Annotated in this window: 11 protein-coding genes; all 11 read right to left on the bottom strand. The window is 46.0% G+C overall.

The genetic code is table 11. The features are described from left to right. Nucleotides 1–25: 25 nt before the first annotated feature. Nucleotides 26–1,600, bottom strand: a complete 1,575-nt coding sequence (locus FPL14_RS24660) for a glycoside hydrolase family 43 protein (RefSeq protein ID WP_182300221.1) — start codon at nucleotides 1,598–1,600, stop codon at nucleotides 26–28. A 21-nt stretch (nucleotides 1,601–1,621) separates the two neighbouring features. Beyond that, nucleotides 1,622–3,604 (bottom strand): beta-galactosidase, encoded by a 1,983-nt coding sequence (locus FPL14_RS24655; protein ID WP_182300220.1) that lies wholly within the window; start codon nucleotides 3,602–3,604, stop codon nucleotides 1,622–1,624. 54 nt (nucleotides 3,605–3,658) lie between these two features. Continuing rightward, nucleotides 3,659–4,435, bottom strand: a complete 777-nt coding sequence (locus FPL14_RS24650; protein ID WP_182300219.1) for a response regulator transcription factor — start codon at nucleotides 4,433–4,435, stop codon at nucleotides 3,659–3,661. 3 nt (nucleotides 4,436–4,438) lie between these two features. After that, nucleotides 4,439–6,268, bottom strand: a complete 1,830-nt coding sequence (locus FPL14_RS24645; RefSeq protein ID WP_182300218.1) for a cache domain-containing sensor histidine kinase — start codon at nucleotides 6,266–6,268, stop codon at nucleotides 4,439–4,441. Between the two features lie 62 nt (nucleotides 6,269–6,330). Beyond that, nucleotides 6,331–7,200 carry a carbohydrate ABC transporter permease gene (locus FPL14_RS24640; protein ID WP_182300217.1) on the bottom strand — a complete coding sequence of 290 codons (870 nt, stop codon included), beginning with the start codon at nucleotides 7,198–7,200 and terminating at the stop codon, nucleotides 6,331–6,333. Nucleotide 7,201: 1 nt separating this feature from the next. Further along, complete coding sequence (locus FPL14_RS24635; protein WP_182300216.1) at nucleotides 7,202–8,113, bottom strand: ABC transporter permease; 912 nt, start codon at nucleotides 8,111–8,113, stop codon at nucleotides 7,202–7,204. Between the two features lie 116 nt (nucleotides 8,114–8,229). Then, on the bottom strand, nucleotides 8,230–9,840 hold the full coding sequence (locus FPL14_RS24630) for a type 2 periplasmic-binding domain-containing protein (RefSeq protein WP_229263655.1): 1,611 nt from the start codon (nucleotides 9,838–9,840) through the stop codon (nucleotides 8,230–8,232). 250 nt (nucleotides 9,841–10,090) lie between these two features. Continuing rightward, the gene (locus FPL14_RS24625) at nucleotides 10,091–13,180 is read right to left on the bottom strand and encodes a glycosyl hydrolase family 2 protein (protein ID WP_182300215.1); all 3,090 of its coding nucleotides are present in this window, start codon (nucleotides 13,178–13,180) and stop codon (nucleotides 10,091–10,093) included. A gap of 195 nt (nucleotides 13,181–13,375) precedes the next feature. After that, the gene (locus tag FPL14_RS24620; protein WP_182300214.1) at nucleotides 13,376–14,437 is read right to left on the bottom strand and encodes a Gfo/Idh/MocA family protein; all 1,062 of its coding nucleotides are present in this window, start codon (nucleotides 14,435–14,437) and stop codon (nucleotides 13,376–13,378) included. Between the two features lie 24 nt (nucleotides 14,438–14,461). Then, nucleotides 14,462–17,761, bottom strand: coding sequence for an alpha-L-rhamnosidase (locus FPL14_RS24615; protein WP_182300213.1), 3,300 nt, complete (start codon nucleotides 17,759–17,761; stop codon nucleotides 14,462–14,464). A 34-nt stretch (nucleotides 17,762–17,795) separates the two neighbouring features. Then, nucleotides 17,796–19,397 (bottom strand): TolB-like translocation protein, encoded by a 1,602-nt coding sequence (locus FPL14_RS24610; RefSeq protein ID WP_182300212.1) that lies wholly within the window; start codon nucleotides 19,395–19,397, stop codon nucleotides 17,796–17,798. Nucleotides 19,398–19,408 lie beyond the last annotated feature (11 nt).

The raw sequence follows: 19,408 nt of genomic DNA, 5'->3' as shown, positions 1-19,408 counted from the left end.
GCCTCACTCAAAATATAAACAGTGATCAATCTAACTCCGTATACCTAAAGTAGTCAAAATCTACGTGCTTACGCGTTCCACTTAAGTCTTGTGCGCATAAACCGATAAAATTACCCGTAAAACGAAGTGCAATCTTCGATTCATCTGACAAGTGTAAAATATCAAGTTTTGAACCGATTTGGTGCCACTCACGATCGTCTAACGAATAATAAAATTGAGCATACTCAGCCTCAATGACTACTTTGAGCCTACATCGCATTGTGCCATCAATTGAAACCTCAGAATCTGATAAGCTCTCGATAACGCCATTTACAGAACGTACAATACCTAAAAATTTACCTAACCTCTCGTCACGGCTTATTCGCAAATATACATAATCCTTGGTGTCATAGTACAAGATCATGCCCGCCATTTGTTGAAAATGCTCGGGCTCAAATTCCAATTCTGTTTCTGCCTCACAGTAAATTGATTGTTGTCTCCGTCCAATCAGGCTTTGCCTATGCAACGAGCTTAAGGATTCCCTGCCTCGGATTCGAAGATAGCCCTGCCGTTCAGTAAGCGAAACCCATGTGGAATCAGGTGGAACTCTCAGCGAGCTCCAATGAATGTTTAGTGTAGGGCTGTTAAAATGATCTATCTCAGGCTCTTTTGGAAATGATTGCTCATCTAATTTAAATTCTTGTATATCGAGATGCGGAGTATTACCTCCACCCTCGATCTGTAGCCAACCTTCATTAGTCCATTCCATTCGCTGAATAGCCGTTTCCCTGCCAAGGACACACTTTTTGTCTTTAATTGGCCTGCCAACCAGGTGGACCATTGCCCATTCGTCATTTGGCGTCTGTACTAGACAGCCGTGGCCTGCTTTCTGCAATGGCCATTCCTCATGTCCTGCTGATGTTAATATAGGATTTTTCGGATCTATTTCATATGGTCCATCTATCGTACTCGAGCGAGCCATCGTTACAGCATGACCATACTCTGTCCCGCCCTCGGCCGTCATTAAATAGTAGAAACCGTTACGCTTATATAAATGTGGTCCTTCAGTAACTTGCAATGATGTGCCCAGAAATATATTCTTTCTGTTCCCGATCAATTTCTTTTGGCGCACGCAGTATTCTTGCAATACAATACCAGCAAAAGTCTTACGCCCCTTGGCACGATAATCCCACAACATATTGACTAACCACTTTCGACCGTCATCATCGTGGAATAATGACGGATCGAAACCGCTGCTATTCAGATAGATCGAATCTGACCATGGCCCCTCGATGTTCTCTGAGGTTACCAAATAATTGTGAGTATCTTTAAATGCGCCAAGACGACTTTTAACGTCCGTATAGATTAAGTAAAACAGACCGCCATCGTATGTTAAACATGGTGCCCAAACGCCGCACGAATCAGGGTTACCTACCATATCAAGCTGCAATTGCCGTGTTAATACATGTGTGAGCAAACGCCAATTCTTCAAATCACGTGAATGGTGGATTTGAACACCAGGAAACCATTCGAACGTTGATGTTGCTATATAATAGTCTTCGGCGACGCGAACAATTGATGGGTCTGGATTAAAGCCACGAAGTATTGGATTTTGAATCATTTTTAGCACTCTCCCTTCAACTCACAGAACTTCAACAATCGCGACGCCGTAAGGCGGGAGTCGATTCTTGATTTCTTCTCCCGTAATCAGGTCCGTATAAGCTGCTCCCAAATCGAGGTTTGCTTCCGAGTTTCCATAATTCAATAGCATGTAGTACCACTTGCCTTCGTGTGTCATATTCGATATTTGAACTTCTTCAGGAATGCGAATAAAAGGCGACGCAGGCAACTCGCTCCTTACAAGATCAAGTACTTTGCGGAAACTTGCTTGGTTAAAATAGCTGCCGAAGTAAATCGTTCGCCCATTCCCTATCTCGTTGACCGTCAATGCTGGCTTTCCTTGATAATGTCTCGACGTATAGTAAGCAATTGGACGTGCAGCAACTGGTGATAGCATTTCGATAAATTTCTCGGGGATTATGCTCTCTCCGTTAATATCGATCCTATGCTCATGGTCTTTAGATAGGATGGTATGTTCCTCTACCATAACTCCGGCCAATGCTTGAAAGACTCCCGGAAGCGGTTGCCTGAGACAGTGATTCCATTCTGTTTTGTAACCACTCCTTGCTCCCATCACGAGTGTTCCACCTGCAGAAACGAAAGCTGCAAGCTTTTCCGCGACAATAGGTGATGAAATAGAAGGATGCAAGTAGAAGATAACTTTATAGTCTCCAATTCTGTCGATATCGCTTATATAATCCAAGCCAAATTGGTTCGTGTCACAGACTGCGAATAATGCGGACGCTTCCTCAGAGACAATGTCCTGTAAATATGTTTCGACGGTACTGTTCAGCTCGTTGTCGAAGTCGAGGAGGTATGCTGCTTGATTGCGAACTTTAGCATGCTTCAGCAGTGCACCTATCCGCTTCATTTCCTCTCCGATCTGCTGAACTTCCATGTAACGCCTATTCGGAAGACTGTCGTAATCGAGGATGCCGTGCCACTGCTGTTCGGCGCCGACCGTGCAGGTCCGCCAGCGAAAATATACGATTCCCACCGCACCATTCCCGATGGATTGATATGTCCACAAGCGAATTTGCCCCGGCTCAGGAGCCGGGGTCATATATGTCAACTGGCCTCCTGGACCTGTCTGCTGTTCCAACACCAGAAACTTATCGGAAACTCCTCTCACCTTGGAAAGCGGTCGATTCCAACCTCTCCCCGCACCACGCTTCTCCATTTCTCCGAATGTAGGATATGAATCGTACGAAAGGAAATCTAACGTGAGTTCCGTTAGCTTCGCATAGTCCAAATTCTTAAAAATCCCGTTGTGAGTAATAAATTTATCGGGCGTAATACGCCGTAACGCTTCGCTCTGGATCCCGGCATATTCAATCGTCATGTCCGAGAGGAATCGCTTATAATCGAGCAACATGCTCGGGTTCATCTTCGCAGGAGTTGGTAGCGGGCCGTTAACTTCCTCCCAACAATTATAGCCTTGACCCCAGAATACCGTTCCCCATGCCTTATTAACTTGCATTATTGAACCGTATTTTCTCTTTAACCACTCGCGAAAAGCTTTGAAGTCAGAATCCGCGTAGCTTTCATGGATATGGCAATGGAACTCGTTATCGATCTGCCACCCGATCACGTTAGGCTCATCCTTGTAGCATTCGGCCATTCTTTCAACGATGCGAAGGCTATATGACCGGAATGATTCCGCAGTATAATTGGTATACCTTCTGGAGCCGTGCTGCATAACCTGCCTGTCAAAAGTTACCGCAAGGGCTTCCGGATGTTTCCGGATCAGCCAAGCGGGAGGCGCTGCGGTCGGCGTTCCGAGAATAACAGCAAGTCCATACTCCGCGCATTTTTTCACAATCTTTGTCAGGAAGGAGAAGTCGTATACACTGTCTTCTGGTTCAAAGGAATGCCATGAGAATTCGCCTAATCTCACTACATTCATCCCGCACTGCTTTATCCGCTGTAAATCTTCGTCGATGTCGCTTTTCTCCCAATGTTCAGGGTAGTAGCAAACGCCGAACAGAAATTCGTTTGCGATCATCGCTTACCTCCTGCTGCTAATCAGCTTTCTCATTCATAAAACTCAGTGGTACGCCTACCTAGGTAATTTTCTGTATTCGCTTGGTTTGCAACCTACGATCTTCTCGAACACCTTGGAGAAATGTGTCGTGTCCGAATAGCCCACTCTCTGACCGATTTCATAAATTTTCATTTGGCTATGCTCCAACATCTCCTTGGAGTGCTCAATTCGTACAGACGTTAAATACTCCAAGTACGTTTGTCCTGTTTTCTCTTTGAACATTTGGCTTAAGTAGTGAAGATTGAGAAAAAAGTGATTAGATAACTCGGCAAGGCTTATATTTTGATTGTAGTGATCGTTAACATATTGTTTGATTTCGGCAATTAAGTTTCTTGTCTTCGGTGTGTCGGTAGTTCCTTCAAAATGGGCCGTTTTCAATGAAGACATGGAACGGAGATCCCTTGATTGCGATCGCGCAAATTCAATATCTTTTATGATCTTGCGAACGCAGCTTTGAAGCTCCTCTTCCTCGACCGGCTTGGTTAGATAATATTTGACGCCAAGATGCATAGCTTTTCTGGCATATTCGAATTCTGAATATCCGCTGAGCAAGATGACGTTGGTATGAATGCCTTCGTTTGCCAACATCTCGATCATCTCCAGTCCGGTACTCTGGAGCATTCGAATATCCGTAATAACAATATCGGGACGCAATTCATAAGCCAGCCGAAATCCTTCCACGGCGTCATAGGCGCAGCCGATCACCTGGCATTCTGGCAAGAAACGCCTCATAATCACTTTAAGCCCTTCAATAATCCCCTTCTCGTCGTCCACCAAAATAACGGTGTACATGAGCTAGATCCCCCTAAATTGAATGTCTCCTCCTCGGAGCGGGATCAACATTTCGACAACTGTTCCATTCCCTTGTTCAACACCTATATTCAAAAAGTAACGTTCGCCGTATTGAAGCTTAAGACGTTCAGAGATATTACGAAGACCGATCCCTGTATCTGCATCATCAGGATCAGTCTCCGATTGTAACCAGCCTGCGTCCGCCCTATGCAACATCCGATTAATCTCTTGCGCTCTCTCAGGAGTCAAAGACATTCCGTTGTCCATGATCCGGATAAGGACATCATTGCCGATTCGTCTCTCCTCAATACGGATATGCAGTCGCGTGGCATAGTCTCGGAACCCATGCTTGATGCTGTTCTCCACTATCGGCTGGAATACAAGCGGAATGATCGGCGCGTTCAGCACTTCTTCGCTTAGTTCGATTTCCAGAACGAACCTGTCCTCATAGCGAATGTTCTGCAGAAAGATATAGTTGGAGGCATACTCCACCTCGTGGCGTACGAGATTTTGTTCTCTCTCCTTCCGAAGCGAGTGTTTGAACATACGGGCCAGCATCTTGATCATTTCAGCGATTTCATCTTGATCTTTCACGATTGCTTTCATTCGTATCGATTCCAACGTGTTGTAAAGCATATGCGGATTGATCTGAGTCTGTAATGCGAGGAACTGGGCTTGCTTGCGCTTCATTCCGGCGAGAAAGACATCTTCGATTAATTCCTTGATTCTCAAGATCATCTTGTTGTAACTCAAGACCAGACCGCTTATCTCATCGTTGGAAGCAGGGACATGAATTAGCGTGGAATAATGTCCGAGTTCCACTTGCTTCATACTCTTGCGCAAATCTTGAATCGGTCTTGTGATCTTATAGCTATACACGATTGAAATCGTGACAATGAACAGAAGACAAGCAACGATCGCCATTAAAGTAACGTGCTTTATGCTATTAATATTGGCCAGCAACTTGTCGATCGGAATTTCCGTGCTTAAGGACAGTTTTCCTTTGTCTGCCTTGTCAGACAGCACGATTATATTGTTGTTATTTCTGGCATCTTCCGATCGATAATGCTGACCAATGATTTCTTCCCAAGGACGTTTGCCCGTCGCTGCGTCGGAATGATAAATAATTCCGCCGGCTTCATCCGTGATGATCAGGCGGATATCATATCGATTGCCTAGCTTAAGAAAATCCTTGCTCAATTTTATTAAGTCGCTCGGGTCCAATTCGATCAGGAGCATACCTGCGTACGAGCCGTTATAATTCCACAGGATCCGTCCGACCGTAAATGCCGCGCCTCCCGTGTCTAGCTTGTAATAGGAGCGATTATGAACAGGTGTTATAAACATTTGTTTCTCTGTCGTTCGATAATGCTCGTACCATGGTTGATCCTGCAGAACCGAGAGATTCAACTCATCCGGCGCTTTGGTGTAATGGTAAGCAGTTCCAGAGACTCCAACCAACATCATCGTCTCGATCTCCGGATAGACCATCATCATTCGACCGAAAAAGCCCCGAATTTCAGCCTTGTTCTCGATTAACTGATCCATCGAAACCGGATTCTCATTGCTTAAAATTTTCATTACATTCCGTTCCAACAATACAGACCGGGTCGTCTGGTCGTATCGCTGAACGAAATCGTCAAGATTGGTTGTTGCCTGCGAAATGTACATGGAGGCGAACTCCTGCGAGGCTTCTTCGACGCTTTCCGCTGATAGCTGATATACCGTTAAGCTAATAACGACAATCGGAATGATGGATGCGACGAGAAAACTGACCATCAATTTGCTTCGTAGTTTCATTTGGCCGATACCGTGCAAGATTCTCCTCCACATACTTACCCTTGCCTCCGTACAAAATGCAGAGAATGTACAACTAAGAAACGTTAGCTTCACTCTTACCCTTTAACTGAACCGAGCAAAGCTCCTTTAACGAAATACTTCTGAAGATAAGGATAGACGAGTAAGATCGGTATGACTGTGAAAGTAATCGTTACGGCTCTAAGCGTTCGTGTATTGTAATTCAATTGAGCGACATCGCCGACAATCGGCAATTCGTTGTCGCTAGTAATGAATTGCCGGAGCTTGATTTGAAGTGGATACCAATCGGGATCCTGAATGAATAACAACGGATGCTGGAATTGGTTCCAAATGGTGACTGCATAAAACAAGCCCAACGTCGCGAGTACCGCCTTCGACAAGGGAAGAATGAGTTGGAACAACACTCTGAAATAGCCGGCTCCTTCAACAACCGCGGCTTCTTCCAGTTCAGCCGGGAATTGCTTAAAGAACGTTCTCATAATAATCAAGTTAAAAGCGGTTAACATGTGCGGAATAATGAGCACAAGCGGGTTATCGTATAACCCGACCCCCTTTACCGTTAGAAAGTAAGGGATGAGCGGTGCCTTGAAAATTAACGTAATGAGCGCGCCAATCATCACGATTTTTCCAAACCAGAACTCTTTCTTCGTCAGCGGATACGCCGTTAAAGCTGTAATCAGCAAACAAAGGAACGTGCCTACTCCGGTCGAAACAACTGTAATTGCAAACGATCTCCATAAGTCAGGTCTATCGATCATGTATTTCCAAGAATCCAGTGTTATATCCTTTGGCCAGATCGTAACCTGATTCAACTCGACGGGTAACTTTGAGCTAAGTGATGTGGATAACACCGAAAGAAGCGGAATGATTGCGACAGCCGATAAGAGGCAGAGCAAGACGACAACGACGGCTTGGAACAACTTTTCCTTGAACGTCAAAGACACCATCTTACCACAACCCCCCGTCGGATACCTTTTTCGAAAACTTGTTGAAGATGAGCACCAGCGTGAATCCAATCACGGCTTGGAATAGTCCGACAGCAGTCGCGAAACTGTAGCGTGCTTCCTGAATTCCTGTCCGGTATACGTAGGTATCGATAATATCGCCAACCGAATACGTCATCGGCGTAAGCAGATTGTACACATGATCGAAGCCAAGCTCCATAAAGTTTCCGAGATCGAGCAGGAACAAAATCGTGGCAGTCGGCAACAGCAGTGGGAGCGTAATACGCATCATTTGCTTAAACCGAGAGGCGCCGTCCACGATTGCGGATTCATAGATCTGAGGATCTATGGAACTTATCGCCGCTAGATAGATAATCGTCCCCCAGCCTGCATCACGCCAAATGCCTGTAAAAATATAAACCCATCGGAAATATTGTTCTTGTTGCATGATGAGATTCGCGTCCATTCCGAACCATCCGCGAACGATATTAAAAATGCCGTTCATTGAGAAAATATCGAACGTAATTCCCGCGATGATGACCCACGATAAAAAATGCGGAATGTATAGTGCCGTCTGTATGCCTTTCTTCAGCAAAGCTACTCTGACCTCATTTATCATAAGAGCAAGAATAATCGGTACTGGGAACATCAAGACACATTTAAGCAAGCCAAGAATGAGAGTATTCATGAAAATTCGATAGAAACCAGGTGAATCAAACAATAGCTCAAAATGTTTGAATCCTACCCATGGGCTGTCAGCGATTCCTTTGAACACAGAATAATCTTGGAATGCGATAACCGAGCCTCCGATAGGGATGTACCGGAAGATGATGAAAAATGCCAAGCCGGGCAATACCATTAGATATAGCGGCCAGCACTTCTGGAGATGACTTGCGAAACGTTCTGTTATGGCCATTATAGGGTCACCCCTTCAACTTTCTTTGCGTTATTCAAGTGTCTATGAGTAAGAAAAGGGCAGCCTCTACGTGAGGGCTGCCCTCCACTCTTGATTCAGGCTATTCGCAGTGGGAATTATTTATGGGCCTTCGCATACCATTCTCTGGCTCGCTTCGTTACTTCTTCGCCACCCGACTTGTTCCACTTCTCGACGAACTCGTCGAACTTGTCAATCGAGTAAGTCCCGATTATGATCTTCGTCGCGTATTCATTCCAGAGCATGCGATTCTTAATGTCAGGGTAATCGTCGTAAACAGTGGCCGGTAACCCGTCGCCGCCAATCACCTTTACATACTGTTGAAGTTCTTTCATATTACGGACATTTTGTTTGAATTGCCATTCGACTTCCGGAGTTACATTAACAAACATCATTTGTTCTATGAAATCAGTGGAACCGCCGAATTGGTCTTGGGGGTTCAATTTGTTCTGCTGCGTGCTCTTGTCTTCCGGCAAGATGACTTTCTTACCGTTCTCGACCTTGTAATGCATACCTTCCGCGCCCATAAACAAGTCCATCCAGTTCGCTTGATCCGCAATGCCGTTGAGGAATTTCAAGCTTGCCATCAGATGCTTCTCATCCTGTTGTGCGCTAACTACATACTGCGGAATTCCAACTTGTTTAGTGGCGATAAATCCTTTGCCCTCATAATCAGGCGCCTGAATGACGGGAAGAACTGCCAAGTCAGCTTTCACGCCGCTAGCCTTTTCGATTCTCCCAAGATGCTCGGAAACACCTTGTCCCCAATGGTAATAATTCCCTACAAGGTTGGAATCAATCTTCCCATCCCAAGCTGCTTTATCGTTCAAAAATGTCTCTTGGTCAATCAACTTCTCTTTGTAGAGCTTGGAGATAAACGCTAATGCATCCTTCATGTTCGGTGTGACTGCTGAATACGTCAGCTCTCCATTATAGACATCCCATTCCGGATATCCTTCCAACATTGCTACACCATTCATATTGAACAAGTGGTCCATCCAACGAGCGTCCGCCCGCCCGCCAGTCGGAATCTCGTCCGCCTGGCCGTTACCGTTCGGATCCTTCTCTTTGAACGCCTTTAGAACATTCACATATTCTTCTTGTGTCTTTGGCATCGATAAGCCCAGTTTGTCCAACCAATCTTTACGGATCAGACCTGTCGTTTTCTCGTATGCGTTCACACCAGGTACCCAATAAATGCGGCCTTGACCGGTCGGGTCAGCCGCCTTGACGACATTCCATACATTCTCTGGAATGAGTTTCCACAGATTCGGCGCGTACTTGGGTAACAGGTCCGTCAGATCTACAATTGCCCCGTTCTTGGCTAGATCCGCTTCAATACCATTCCATGGTAGGAATACGTTCGGCATTTCTCCGGCTGCAATATTCGTATTGAGAGTGTTCAAGTAATCCGTTCCGCCGTTCCACTCGACATAAGGCGAGATTACGCCTACCCCCAGCTTCTCAGCGTATAAATTATACAACGGGCTGCCTTTGTCAATTCCCTTTAACCCCGGATTGGTCCACCAAACCTCGATGTCAACAAAATCTGCCGGTTGCTGGCTCGCTGTCTCTGTCGCCGCATTCGAACTTGGTGCAGTGCTGCTAGTCTGACTATTCTCGTTGTTGTTAGATGAACAGCCTGCTATAAGTCCGCCAAGCAGCGCCGTAATCATCGTAGTCGCGATGAGTTTTTTTCTCCCTAACATGTTTCGTCCCCCTTTTTAATTTGCGCATGTATCCGATCGAACGATTCGTGAATGCGCTTGCATTAATGATATACTTTCGCGAAATCTGCTTAAACGGGCAGATTTGGGGACTTACTGGGGCATTTTTTAGGTTCTATAGAAGCCTAATTGGACTATGAAATTGAAAGCCGACCTCTTAGAAGCTCGGCTCCATGAACTTAACGTTCGTTGTGTCTCTCTTCAGACGTTACTAACTTAGGACCGCCTTATACTATCGAACGACAATGACTGGCGGCTTCAAAAAGCCAAAGGGAACAAACGAGTAATCGTCACGCCACAACCTCGCCTTGCCGTATAACCGCTGATCATACCAATCATTCTGACCATTCTCGTTAGGCCAGCCGGCATCACCGGTGAAACTGCTAGGTCCAACTCGCGTAAGCTCCCCAAGGGCGTGGTGATGTGGGCCAAGTATATTTCGCAGCGTATTCACAAGTGTCAAACGGATGGTATTAGAACCTTCCTGAATAGCGTCAGTCAAGTCCATCTCCCACGGACTCCAAGCGACGGCGCGAAGGTGGTGACCATTCAACTCGCCTGTCATGACGGTTGCTTGTATCTCCGGGAAACGTATGATCACCTTACGCCCTTTTGAATCATTAAAGTTCCAATTGAAACTATATTCAAACATGACACTACCTGCATAGAAGGGGTATCCCGTTTCAGTAAGATTCCCTTTCGTATGGCTCGTTTCTTTTATCAGTCGGAAAGAGGAGAAATAGTGAATATCCATTGGTTTAAACACGGACATACTGTTGTACTGCGACACCGCCGGCTCATGCTGAGAAACTAATGATTCCAGCGCGAAATCCCCGATCAGATAAATGCTCTCGATTTCCGTACCATATCGTTCTTCAGCATTGTAGCTGTCAAGGACCGGTGCCACATAATCCAAGCTCAATCGGATAAGATTAATGCCAGGATGCAGGAAAGAAACAATGTCGCTAGTGCGGAAAGCATTGTCTACATAAGGGCCGGCATCCGCAAATTCATATGGCATTCCATTAACCGTAATTGACTTAAACAACTCTGGCTGCTCAATGACAACCGCACAATGACGGGGCATGTGCTGAATGTCAAACTCATACTCCAGGAGCAGCGAACCTGTGTACTTGAGATCTGTAAAACGAGCATGAATCCCAATTACGGGTTCCGGTTCGCTGAACGTCTGTCCTCCATCAGTCGAATAACGGGCATAATCCAAAGTTAATGCGTTAGGATCAAGACGATTTATATTCCAGCTACCATCAAGGGACAGGATCGAAGTCTCTTCATAATCAGAAACCGAATACTTACCATCAATCTGTGTATGCCGTGATAAACTGCCTGTCGTCAAAATCAGGGACTGTGCTTCAGCCAATTTAAGCAGAATCGTGCCTTCTCTTTGAATAGAAACACTTTGAACCGCACCATCTGCCGGGTCCCAGATTAATGGCATTTCAGGCAGTTGTCCCAGTGTGACCTTTAACGTGACCGGTCGCAAACGAGAAGTGTTAACAAAGAAAATCATTTCACCTTGCTCTACGGTTCTGCGCTGGATCCATACTGACTCGCAGCCATCTCCTTGCAGTTCAACCGCCGCCGGCACCTCTGCGGCAAGTCGCCCGACCAATTCCGATTCCGGAACATCTTGTACGACCTTCCGCAACTCCAACAACAAGTCTTCAACATCATCGCCGTCAACCAGCGACGGAAACTCTCCTACTACAAATACTTTGCCGCCTTCACTCGCAAAGGAGTGGACCAACTCCAGCGTGTTCTTTCTAATAGTGGTCATAAACGGCAATACAAGAGCTTTGTAACGCATCTTCCCCATGCGAACACTGCCGTTTTCCAATACGGCAATTTGCGACATAATTTCTTCATCGCCGATATCGAAATCCCGTTGTGCTGCCATTAGCGTTTCAAGTAGTCTGCCAAAATCACCGTCCCGTTTATGGATAAGCTCGCTTCCCGGATTTCTGTCATTTAAGCAATCCATCATGTCCATATAGGCACTTTCCAGAGGACTTACAACTAGAAGATCAGGCGCAAACTCTCCGATGGTTGTGGCATAACTTATTCTAGCAAAATAGTCCTCCAACAAATGGTTGTGTTTCCAGTATGGTTGCTGGGGAGAAAGCGTCGGCGGAAAATCTCGTTTACGGCAGCCTTTCATACTGTATAGAGCCAAATGGGGACAGAAATGATTAATTCCATTGACGATGTGCCAAGCCCCAAGCCCCAGCCTGTCTTCGAAGCTCATGTTCTGTCCGCCGATCCCGAACAATTCCGTGAGTCTGCGTTCCAAACCATATTGATTTGCGACGCTTGACAAACTCTTGGCCGCAAGCATCCCGTTTCCGTTCTTAATGGTGCGTCCCAGAAAATCAATCCCCGGCCGTTGCATGTGCCTGTACTGGATCATCATATTGCCGACATTCCGGATAACCGCATTCAAGTAGTTTTCTCCGTTATAATGTCCAGTCAATACTATACCCGCAGAAGCGCAGTACTCGCCGAGTTTACGGCTGAACGACTCCTCTAGCACCCTACCAAGGGTTCGATAATAGTCCAGCCTCACCTTGCGGAAATTTCCCGTGTTTTCAAACAAACAAGCAACCTGCTTAATGATGTCGTACCCATGCTGGGCTTCAAAAGCTATCCGCAATAAAGGGGAGTAGCTGATCGCACCATCGCTTGCGACCCCCTTTAGAGGTCTCGGGCTTACCTGAGGCTCATCGGTAAAAATACCATGGACCACTCCAGAACCAGCTTCTTCCCGATACCGTTCTGCATAGGGCTTGTACGAGCAATCAATGAACGCTTGCACCATGTCCGGATTGAGCAGGTCTACCCAGGAAGTGCCGTTAAACCAAGGATCCCCCATGTCTTCCGTACAACAGACATAGAAGTATTGCTCATCTTCGCTCAGCATCTCGCAGTTATCTGGGATAGGCTCTGATTTATCCAACCGCCGCAACGACTTTGCCCGAAAATCGCTGTTCATCTTGGGCACCGCTCCGCCCGCAAATCCGCTAGGCCATTTGTCTTCGTCATAGAACCAAGCCTCTAATCCAAGTTCCCGGCAGGCTTCCACTCCCGCGTCCATGACTCCCCACCAGTCCTGGCCCATGTACTCTGTAAGAAGACCAGTGCGACTATGAAGGTAGGCACCTCCATACCCTCCGTCTTTAAATTGCTGTAACTGTCTTTTGAACTCTTCAGGCCTCAGCCAATCGTTTAATGCCCAGAAGGGTACGGAACGAAATTCGTTTGGCGGATTCAGAAATTGCCCACGTGTTATTGTTTCGATGCTCATTATCTCGACCACCCATTCGTTATACAGATTACTGTTGACTCGATTACAACAAGCATAGAGTAGAGCTCCAACTTGATAAACAGGCAGAGTTAAGGGATTTCTAGGTCATTTTTAGGATCTTATTTTCAATCGTTTTGCCCGAAAATCGCTGAACTTGCTCTCTCAATATGTTGGCTGCACTCGCAGTCTCGATACTTAGATTTGCGATCCTTTATTAGCAAATTGACCGTTTTCAAGCATCGTAATAAAGGGGCTGTCCGTTACGCCGGCAAGCGGCAGTTCGACTAGTGCATTACGGCGAACTGACTCGTAAACAGCAAAAATAACTTCCGAGGCACGAAGTGCCTTTCGATGTGAAACCTCGGGTTCTTCTCCTGTCTCCAAACAGTCGATCGAATGGCTAACATAGCCCTTCATCTGATCGGACATCGAGGATAATTCCATCTCAGGCTTCCAAGTTGAATCGTAATAATTTATTCCTCTGATGATCTGACCGTCCCACATGACTTCGATAAAACCCTCTGTACCGAATACACGTACGCCAGCCCAAATCTTCGTCATATCTTGATCCGGTTCCCATGTATCGATTGTCCCGGAATACAGATTGGCTAGCACGCCATTGGCAAATACAATCTGTCCGGACGCGCCGCATTCGGAAGGAACGTTGAACCAGTTCAAGATCTTGGTAGTATCGATTGCTCCAAGCACCGATTTCGCCGAAGCTTCATTCAAATAACTAATGGCTTGGTCAAAAGTATGGATACCGCAATCAAGCAGGTTCTCCGGCGAATAGAGATCCAATCGAACCACTTGTCCGATTTTCCCTTCTTTAATTAGACGGCGTACGGTCTTATTCCCCACTGCAAAACGGCGTTGAAGGGAGAATGTCAGCTGGCAACCCGTTTCTTCCGCAATCCGGCTCATTTCCTGGCATTCCCCCCAGGTGGCCGACATCGGTTTTTCGCACATTACCGCCTTAACACCAGCATTCGCGCAGTCCTGGAAAACCGATAAATGCAACGGAGTCCATAGACAAATTAACACAATGTCAGGTTTCTCCTTAGCCAGCATTTCTTTATGATCCGAATAGATTACACCTTGAAATTCAAAAGTCGCATTCAGCTTTTCCGCTGATTCAACCGAGATATCGGACAAGGCGACAACTTTACACCTTTGATCAGCCTGTACACCAATAGCGTGTTCATGCGCACGTTTGCCACAACCAATAAATGCTACTCGATACAATGAATTGCTCATCTTTATTCCCCCTACAAAGTAATGTCAATGAAGGTTGTCGGAGTCGATATTACAAATAAACTCGTAGCTCCCGCTGCCAACCTTTACATTAACTCCAGGGAGCTGGACGGTGGCTGTAGCATTGGCCGGGATCGAGCATATATAAGTTAGCTTGTTTCTATCTATTGTAAAGCTGCTTTCGATCCTGCCGTATGGTGTTTCAAAACCGCCCTCTGCCACCTGGAATCCGACGAGTTCCGGTTTCAATATGAAATGCCTATATCCTGGATCATTCTCGTCTCTCCAAATCCCTAACACATATTCATATAACCAGCTGACTACGCTCCCTAGCGAGTAGTGGTTAAAACTGTTCATCGCATTGTAATCGCCGAATCCTTTCTCCACCGTATAACTGTCCCAATGTTCCCAAATGGTCGTTGCGCCTTGCGTCACCGGATATAGCCAGCTTGGGTAGGCGGTCTGGGTGATAAGCGCATGTGCCAATTCCGCATAGCCCCCTTCGCTTAACATCGGGTTCAACGGACCTGTACCAAAAAATCCGGTCGTCACGGTACATCCGACTTCCCTAGTCTTTGCAGCCAGTTGGTCATAAGCTTTCTGCTTAACCTCGTCTTCAAACATGTCGAAGCTTAAGCCGATCGCATATCCGCCTTGGGTGTCGTTTATTGAACCGTCCAATTTTAATGTTTTGCCGGTTTCCGGATCGACAAACGTACGATTCCAATAGTTCTTCGCTTCTTCAGCTTTCCTCCTATAATAAGAAGCGTCTTCCTCCAGTTCTAAGACCCGTGCATATACACTCATCAAGAAAACGTCTCTGCCATAAAATGCATTCCATACAAGGTTGCTGTCCGTCCGTTGCGGCGCAAGCCAATCATCGATCGGCCCCATATAGACGGGTCCCGGCATTCCCTTCGCCTCGAGATAATTCATATAGCGCTTCATCGCTTCATAATTTTCTTCAATAACGCGTCTGTCCCCGTATTGCTGATACATCTCCCATACCATGAGGTGAATGCAACTGCCATACGTTATTCCCCCGAATCCACTGCCCACCGGAGCGATATTGGGAAGATTCCCATCAGGTAACTGTCCGTCCCGAATAGCCTGAAGATAGCGGAGATAAAACGTTCTTGATTCGCTCTGATAACCGGCAGTACGTGCAAACACATGCCCGTCACCGGTCCAGCCCATCCGCTCATTGCGCTGAGGGCAATCGGTAGGAATACTGATAAAGTTGCATAACTGACTGTATTTCACGTTACTGATTAACCTATTTACTAGGTCGTGATCAACTTTAATCTTGCCGGTAATAGAAGAGATACTGGAAAGCAAAATACTTTGCACATCTTGAAGCTTCGGAGCAATCTTCAAGCCTGAAATCTCAATGAAGCGATAGCCGTGAAACGTAAATTTAGGCATGTAAGTTTCGCCATTCGGATCCCCACGAAGAATATAAGTATCTGTACAGGCAGCGTCCCTCAAGTTAACCTGAAGCATTCTTCCGTGCAACTCTCCATACTCCTCCAGATCGGGATAGAGCATTTCTCCGTATCGGATGCGGACCTTCGTCCCTTGTTCCCCTGTCAACTTCAACACCGGAACACCTGCAATCTCCTGTCCCAAATCATAAATAAATAGTCCAGGTGCAGGCTCAGTCATGCTCTTGGCTGTGAATGTTTCCACCTTTCTTACCGGTGCGTTGAAATGTCCTATGAGTTCCGGTTCGGATTCATTCACTGCTGGCCAAGGAAGGAAGAAGCCTGGTAAGGAATCAAATTCACCAATCGGAACCGCCTCAATGACCTCCGGCTTCTTCAATCCCTCAATGTTAAAACCAGGTTTCGAATAATCTTCATATATAAAGGCTAAATTGGCGTCGAACCGTTCCCCTTGAAAAAAACCTGAGAACCGGTAAGGCCCTTCTCCGTAGTACTGCCACTCCTCTTCATTGGTCCCATAAGTGTCCGAAGTTCCATCCGCATATGTGAGCACCAGTTTTGCTAAGAGACTTTCCTTATCTCCCCAATAATTGTAGTTTCGCAGGACGAATGTCTGTGAACCATTCCACCATCCAGAGGACAACGTAAAGCCGATTCCATTCTGCCCTTCATTAATCAATCCCGTAACATCGTAGGTTTGATACATCAGGTGCTTATCAAACTGACTGGAGCCAGGCGCAAAAAATTGATCGCTAATAGCCTCTCCGTTAATCATGCAATCATAGATTCCTCTAGCGGTTGCATACAATCTCGCTTTTTTCAGAGACTTCCGGGCAATAAAATCACGTCGGAGCATAGGGAGGGCGTGACAATCAGGATTTCTAGTCTGCATGATATCGCTGTCTTCTGCCGTCAAACTCACTCCATGCTCGATATCCATTGCAAGGAATTGGTTGGAGGGATGACGCATATAATTCAAGCGAATCCCATGGAATTGTGCCGATGTTCCAGAGGCTAAGAAATACCCGATTTCGCAAAGCCTAGGGAAAGTCGTTATATCGTTATTCCCTAACGGATTCAATTGACGTGGCATCGGCTTTCCGCTTTTCGACGAAACAGCGTCGACTAAAACGCCATCAACGTACGCATAAGCGCTGTTGCCCGTCACCTCGATTTTTATCTCATGTGGTTCGTAAAGGTTGTTTTCTGTAAAGAGTTCCTTTTTCGTCTCTCCTTCGAAATTAACAATCGGCATAGAAGCAAACGGTACATCCTTACGATCGTCTTTATGGTAACCGACTCTGTAAATATCTAGTGTAGCAGGGCGATTACCGATGTTAATTTCATAGCAGATATAATTCTCGCCCTCCAAGAACGATTCGTTCCTTTCCCGATTCAGAAGCCTATCGTCATTAGCACCGAACACGAGACCAGCCCTGGTTCCGCCGGGGGCGATAGCGATCGTTCCTTGTAACGAGAATATGCCCAAGGCATCGCTGCAGACATAATACTCCGGCGCCCCGATCCATTGAGCACCGTTCCAAGCATCCTTACCCTGGTTCAACAATCCGGTTTCAAATCGGGTTGAAGCGGACGTCATTTCCTGCAGCTGGTTTACCGTAGTTAGGGTGACATAATATTCCGTACAAGGCTGCAACTCATACCCCGCATAATCAGTTCCCGTAGAACAATCCGTGTCTATCCAGCCGCTGTCCCACTGATCCGCGCCTCCCGGTATAGTACCGACCAAAAGTCTAGCAGCAGTTTGTTTCATATCATTATTATCTGAGACAAATTTCCATGCGAAAACTGGCTTTTTCTCATCAAGCCCTATGGGTTCGGTTTCGTAATGAACAGTGATTTCCGATATGCAGTAACTCATTCGACTCATCCTTTCATTCACTCTAAGAAACGGGTCATTCCGAAAGATCTTCGATATTTAGTCTAGTTCCATTGTATTGAGCATAGCCATAGCTCTTGGGCTTACCGTCAATGTCCGTTTCGAACAGTAATCTCGCGGGCTTTGGCCCCACAAGCGATGAGAAAGTTGCCCTAAGGTTCATTTCCCCTGGAATTGGCCCCTTCAATTCTAGTGCCGCCTCATACCTGCACTCAGAGGTTGCGTTAAACAGGACCTTCTCGGTCCCGGAGTAGAAATTTATACCATCATCGCTAAAGTTTACATAACGAGCTTCCGTCTTTCCTGAATAACCTTTAACATTCTTGATATAGTCGATATAACCCAAGTGTTTCCCGGCAATCTTACCTTCCACATTCGGATTAGCAGAATTCAATAGAGACAGGTCTTTGACCCCATAAGGGATATGATCGGGGGTCGATTTAAGATGTACAAAGGGATACGGCTCATAATCAAGCAACTTTGCGTATTGGATCCTCATTTGCCCGATTCCTCTCAACATCTCCATCCACATGACTCGTTTACCATCCGGGTGCCAAGACATCGGCGAAACATAGACCCAATTTTCTTCGGTTGTTAGTTGAACCCCAAGATAGCCCGGTTCGTTCATAGAGCGTTGAATGTCGATCAACACCGGACCAATGTTCCCTTTTCTAAATCGTCTTACTCCAGCGATCGCATACATATATAGAGACCACGCCATGCCCATTAAGGTTTGAGCTCCATAAGGCTTGGGTAGAATTCCAAAGATGGCTGGGTCCGTACTTTTCGAAAACCTGGTACTCATTACGATCCCCAAGCGTTCATCGGGGGAGAAAATGGTTGTTTCATCGTAACCTGGAGTATGTGTGATTTGCGTTATTTGTTCTGATAATAAATCCATCACCATTGAATCGGGCGTACTGTTTCTTCCTCCGCCCACCACGGATATGGCGGTTCCTCCACGTATAAACTGTTTCACTTCCCCTCCCCTAATCGTTTGCGGAAGGATGTAGCCTGCGTGAATGGGATCGTTCTTGAAATACTGTATGGAACTGATAAGCTGAACGTTTTCGATGACATAGCGCTCCGCTTTACGTTCAAGGGTACCAATTGCTACCGCAGCACCAACATCAGATCGTAACATCGTCCAGCTGATATGCTTATTGTCTGGTGCTATGATGATCTCTGACCAATGATGAGTCGTACGCTCATCTTCTTCAAGAATCGATGGGTATGAGACAGGAACCAGCTTTGAAGATGTGCAGGTGTCAATTGTAGGTGTGCATTCTAGCACATAGTCTCCTAACAGTACCTTCGTATTGTCCTGAAAGATCATGAATCGAATACCGTTCGCTTTAGGTTTTGTAGGTATGAATCCAGAGAATATCAGTCGAAAATCGCTTCCATCATCGTTGAGAATAGCAATATTATAAAAATCAGTAAGATGGCTGTCGTTTTCAGTCCTATAAGAGATCAGCACTTTCCCTGAGTAGGTGTAGGTCGAATAAAATGCTTTAACCCCTTTAGATAATGGGACACTGTCTACTCTTACTCTTCCGATCCCTACATGATAGGTTTCATGAACAGTATTATCCGACTGTAAATGTTCTTTTTGCATAATTTCCTCCC

The organism is Cohnella cholangitidis, assembly GCF_014107495.1.
Lineage (GTDB): Bacteria > Bacillota > Bacilli > Paenibacillales > Paenibacillaceae > Cohnella > Cohnella cholangitidis.
This window is presented reverse-complemented; position numbering and strand designations above follow the sequence as displayed.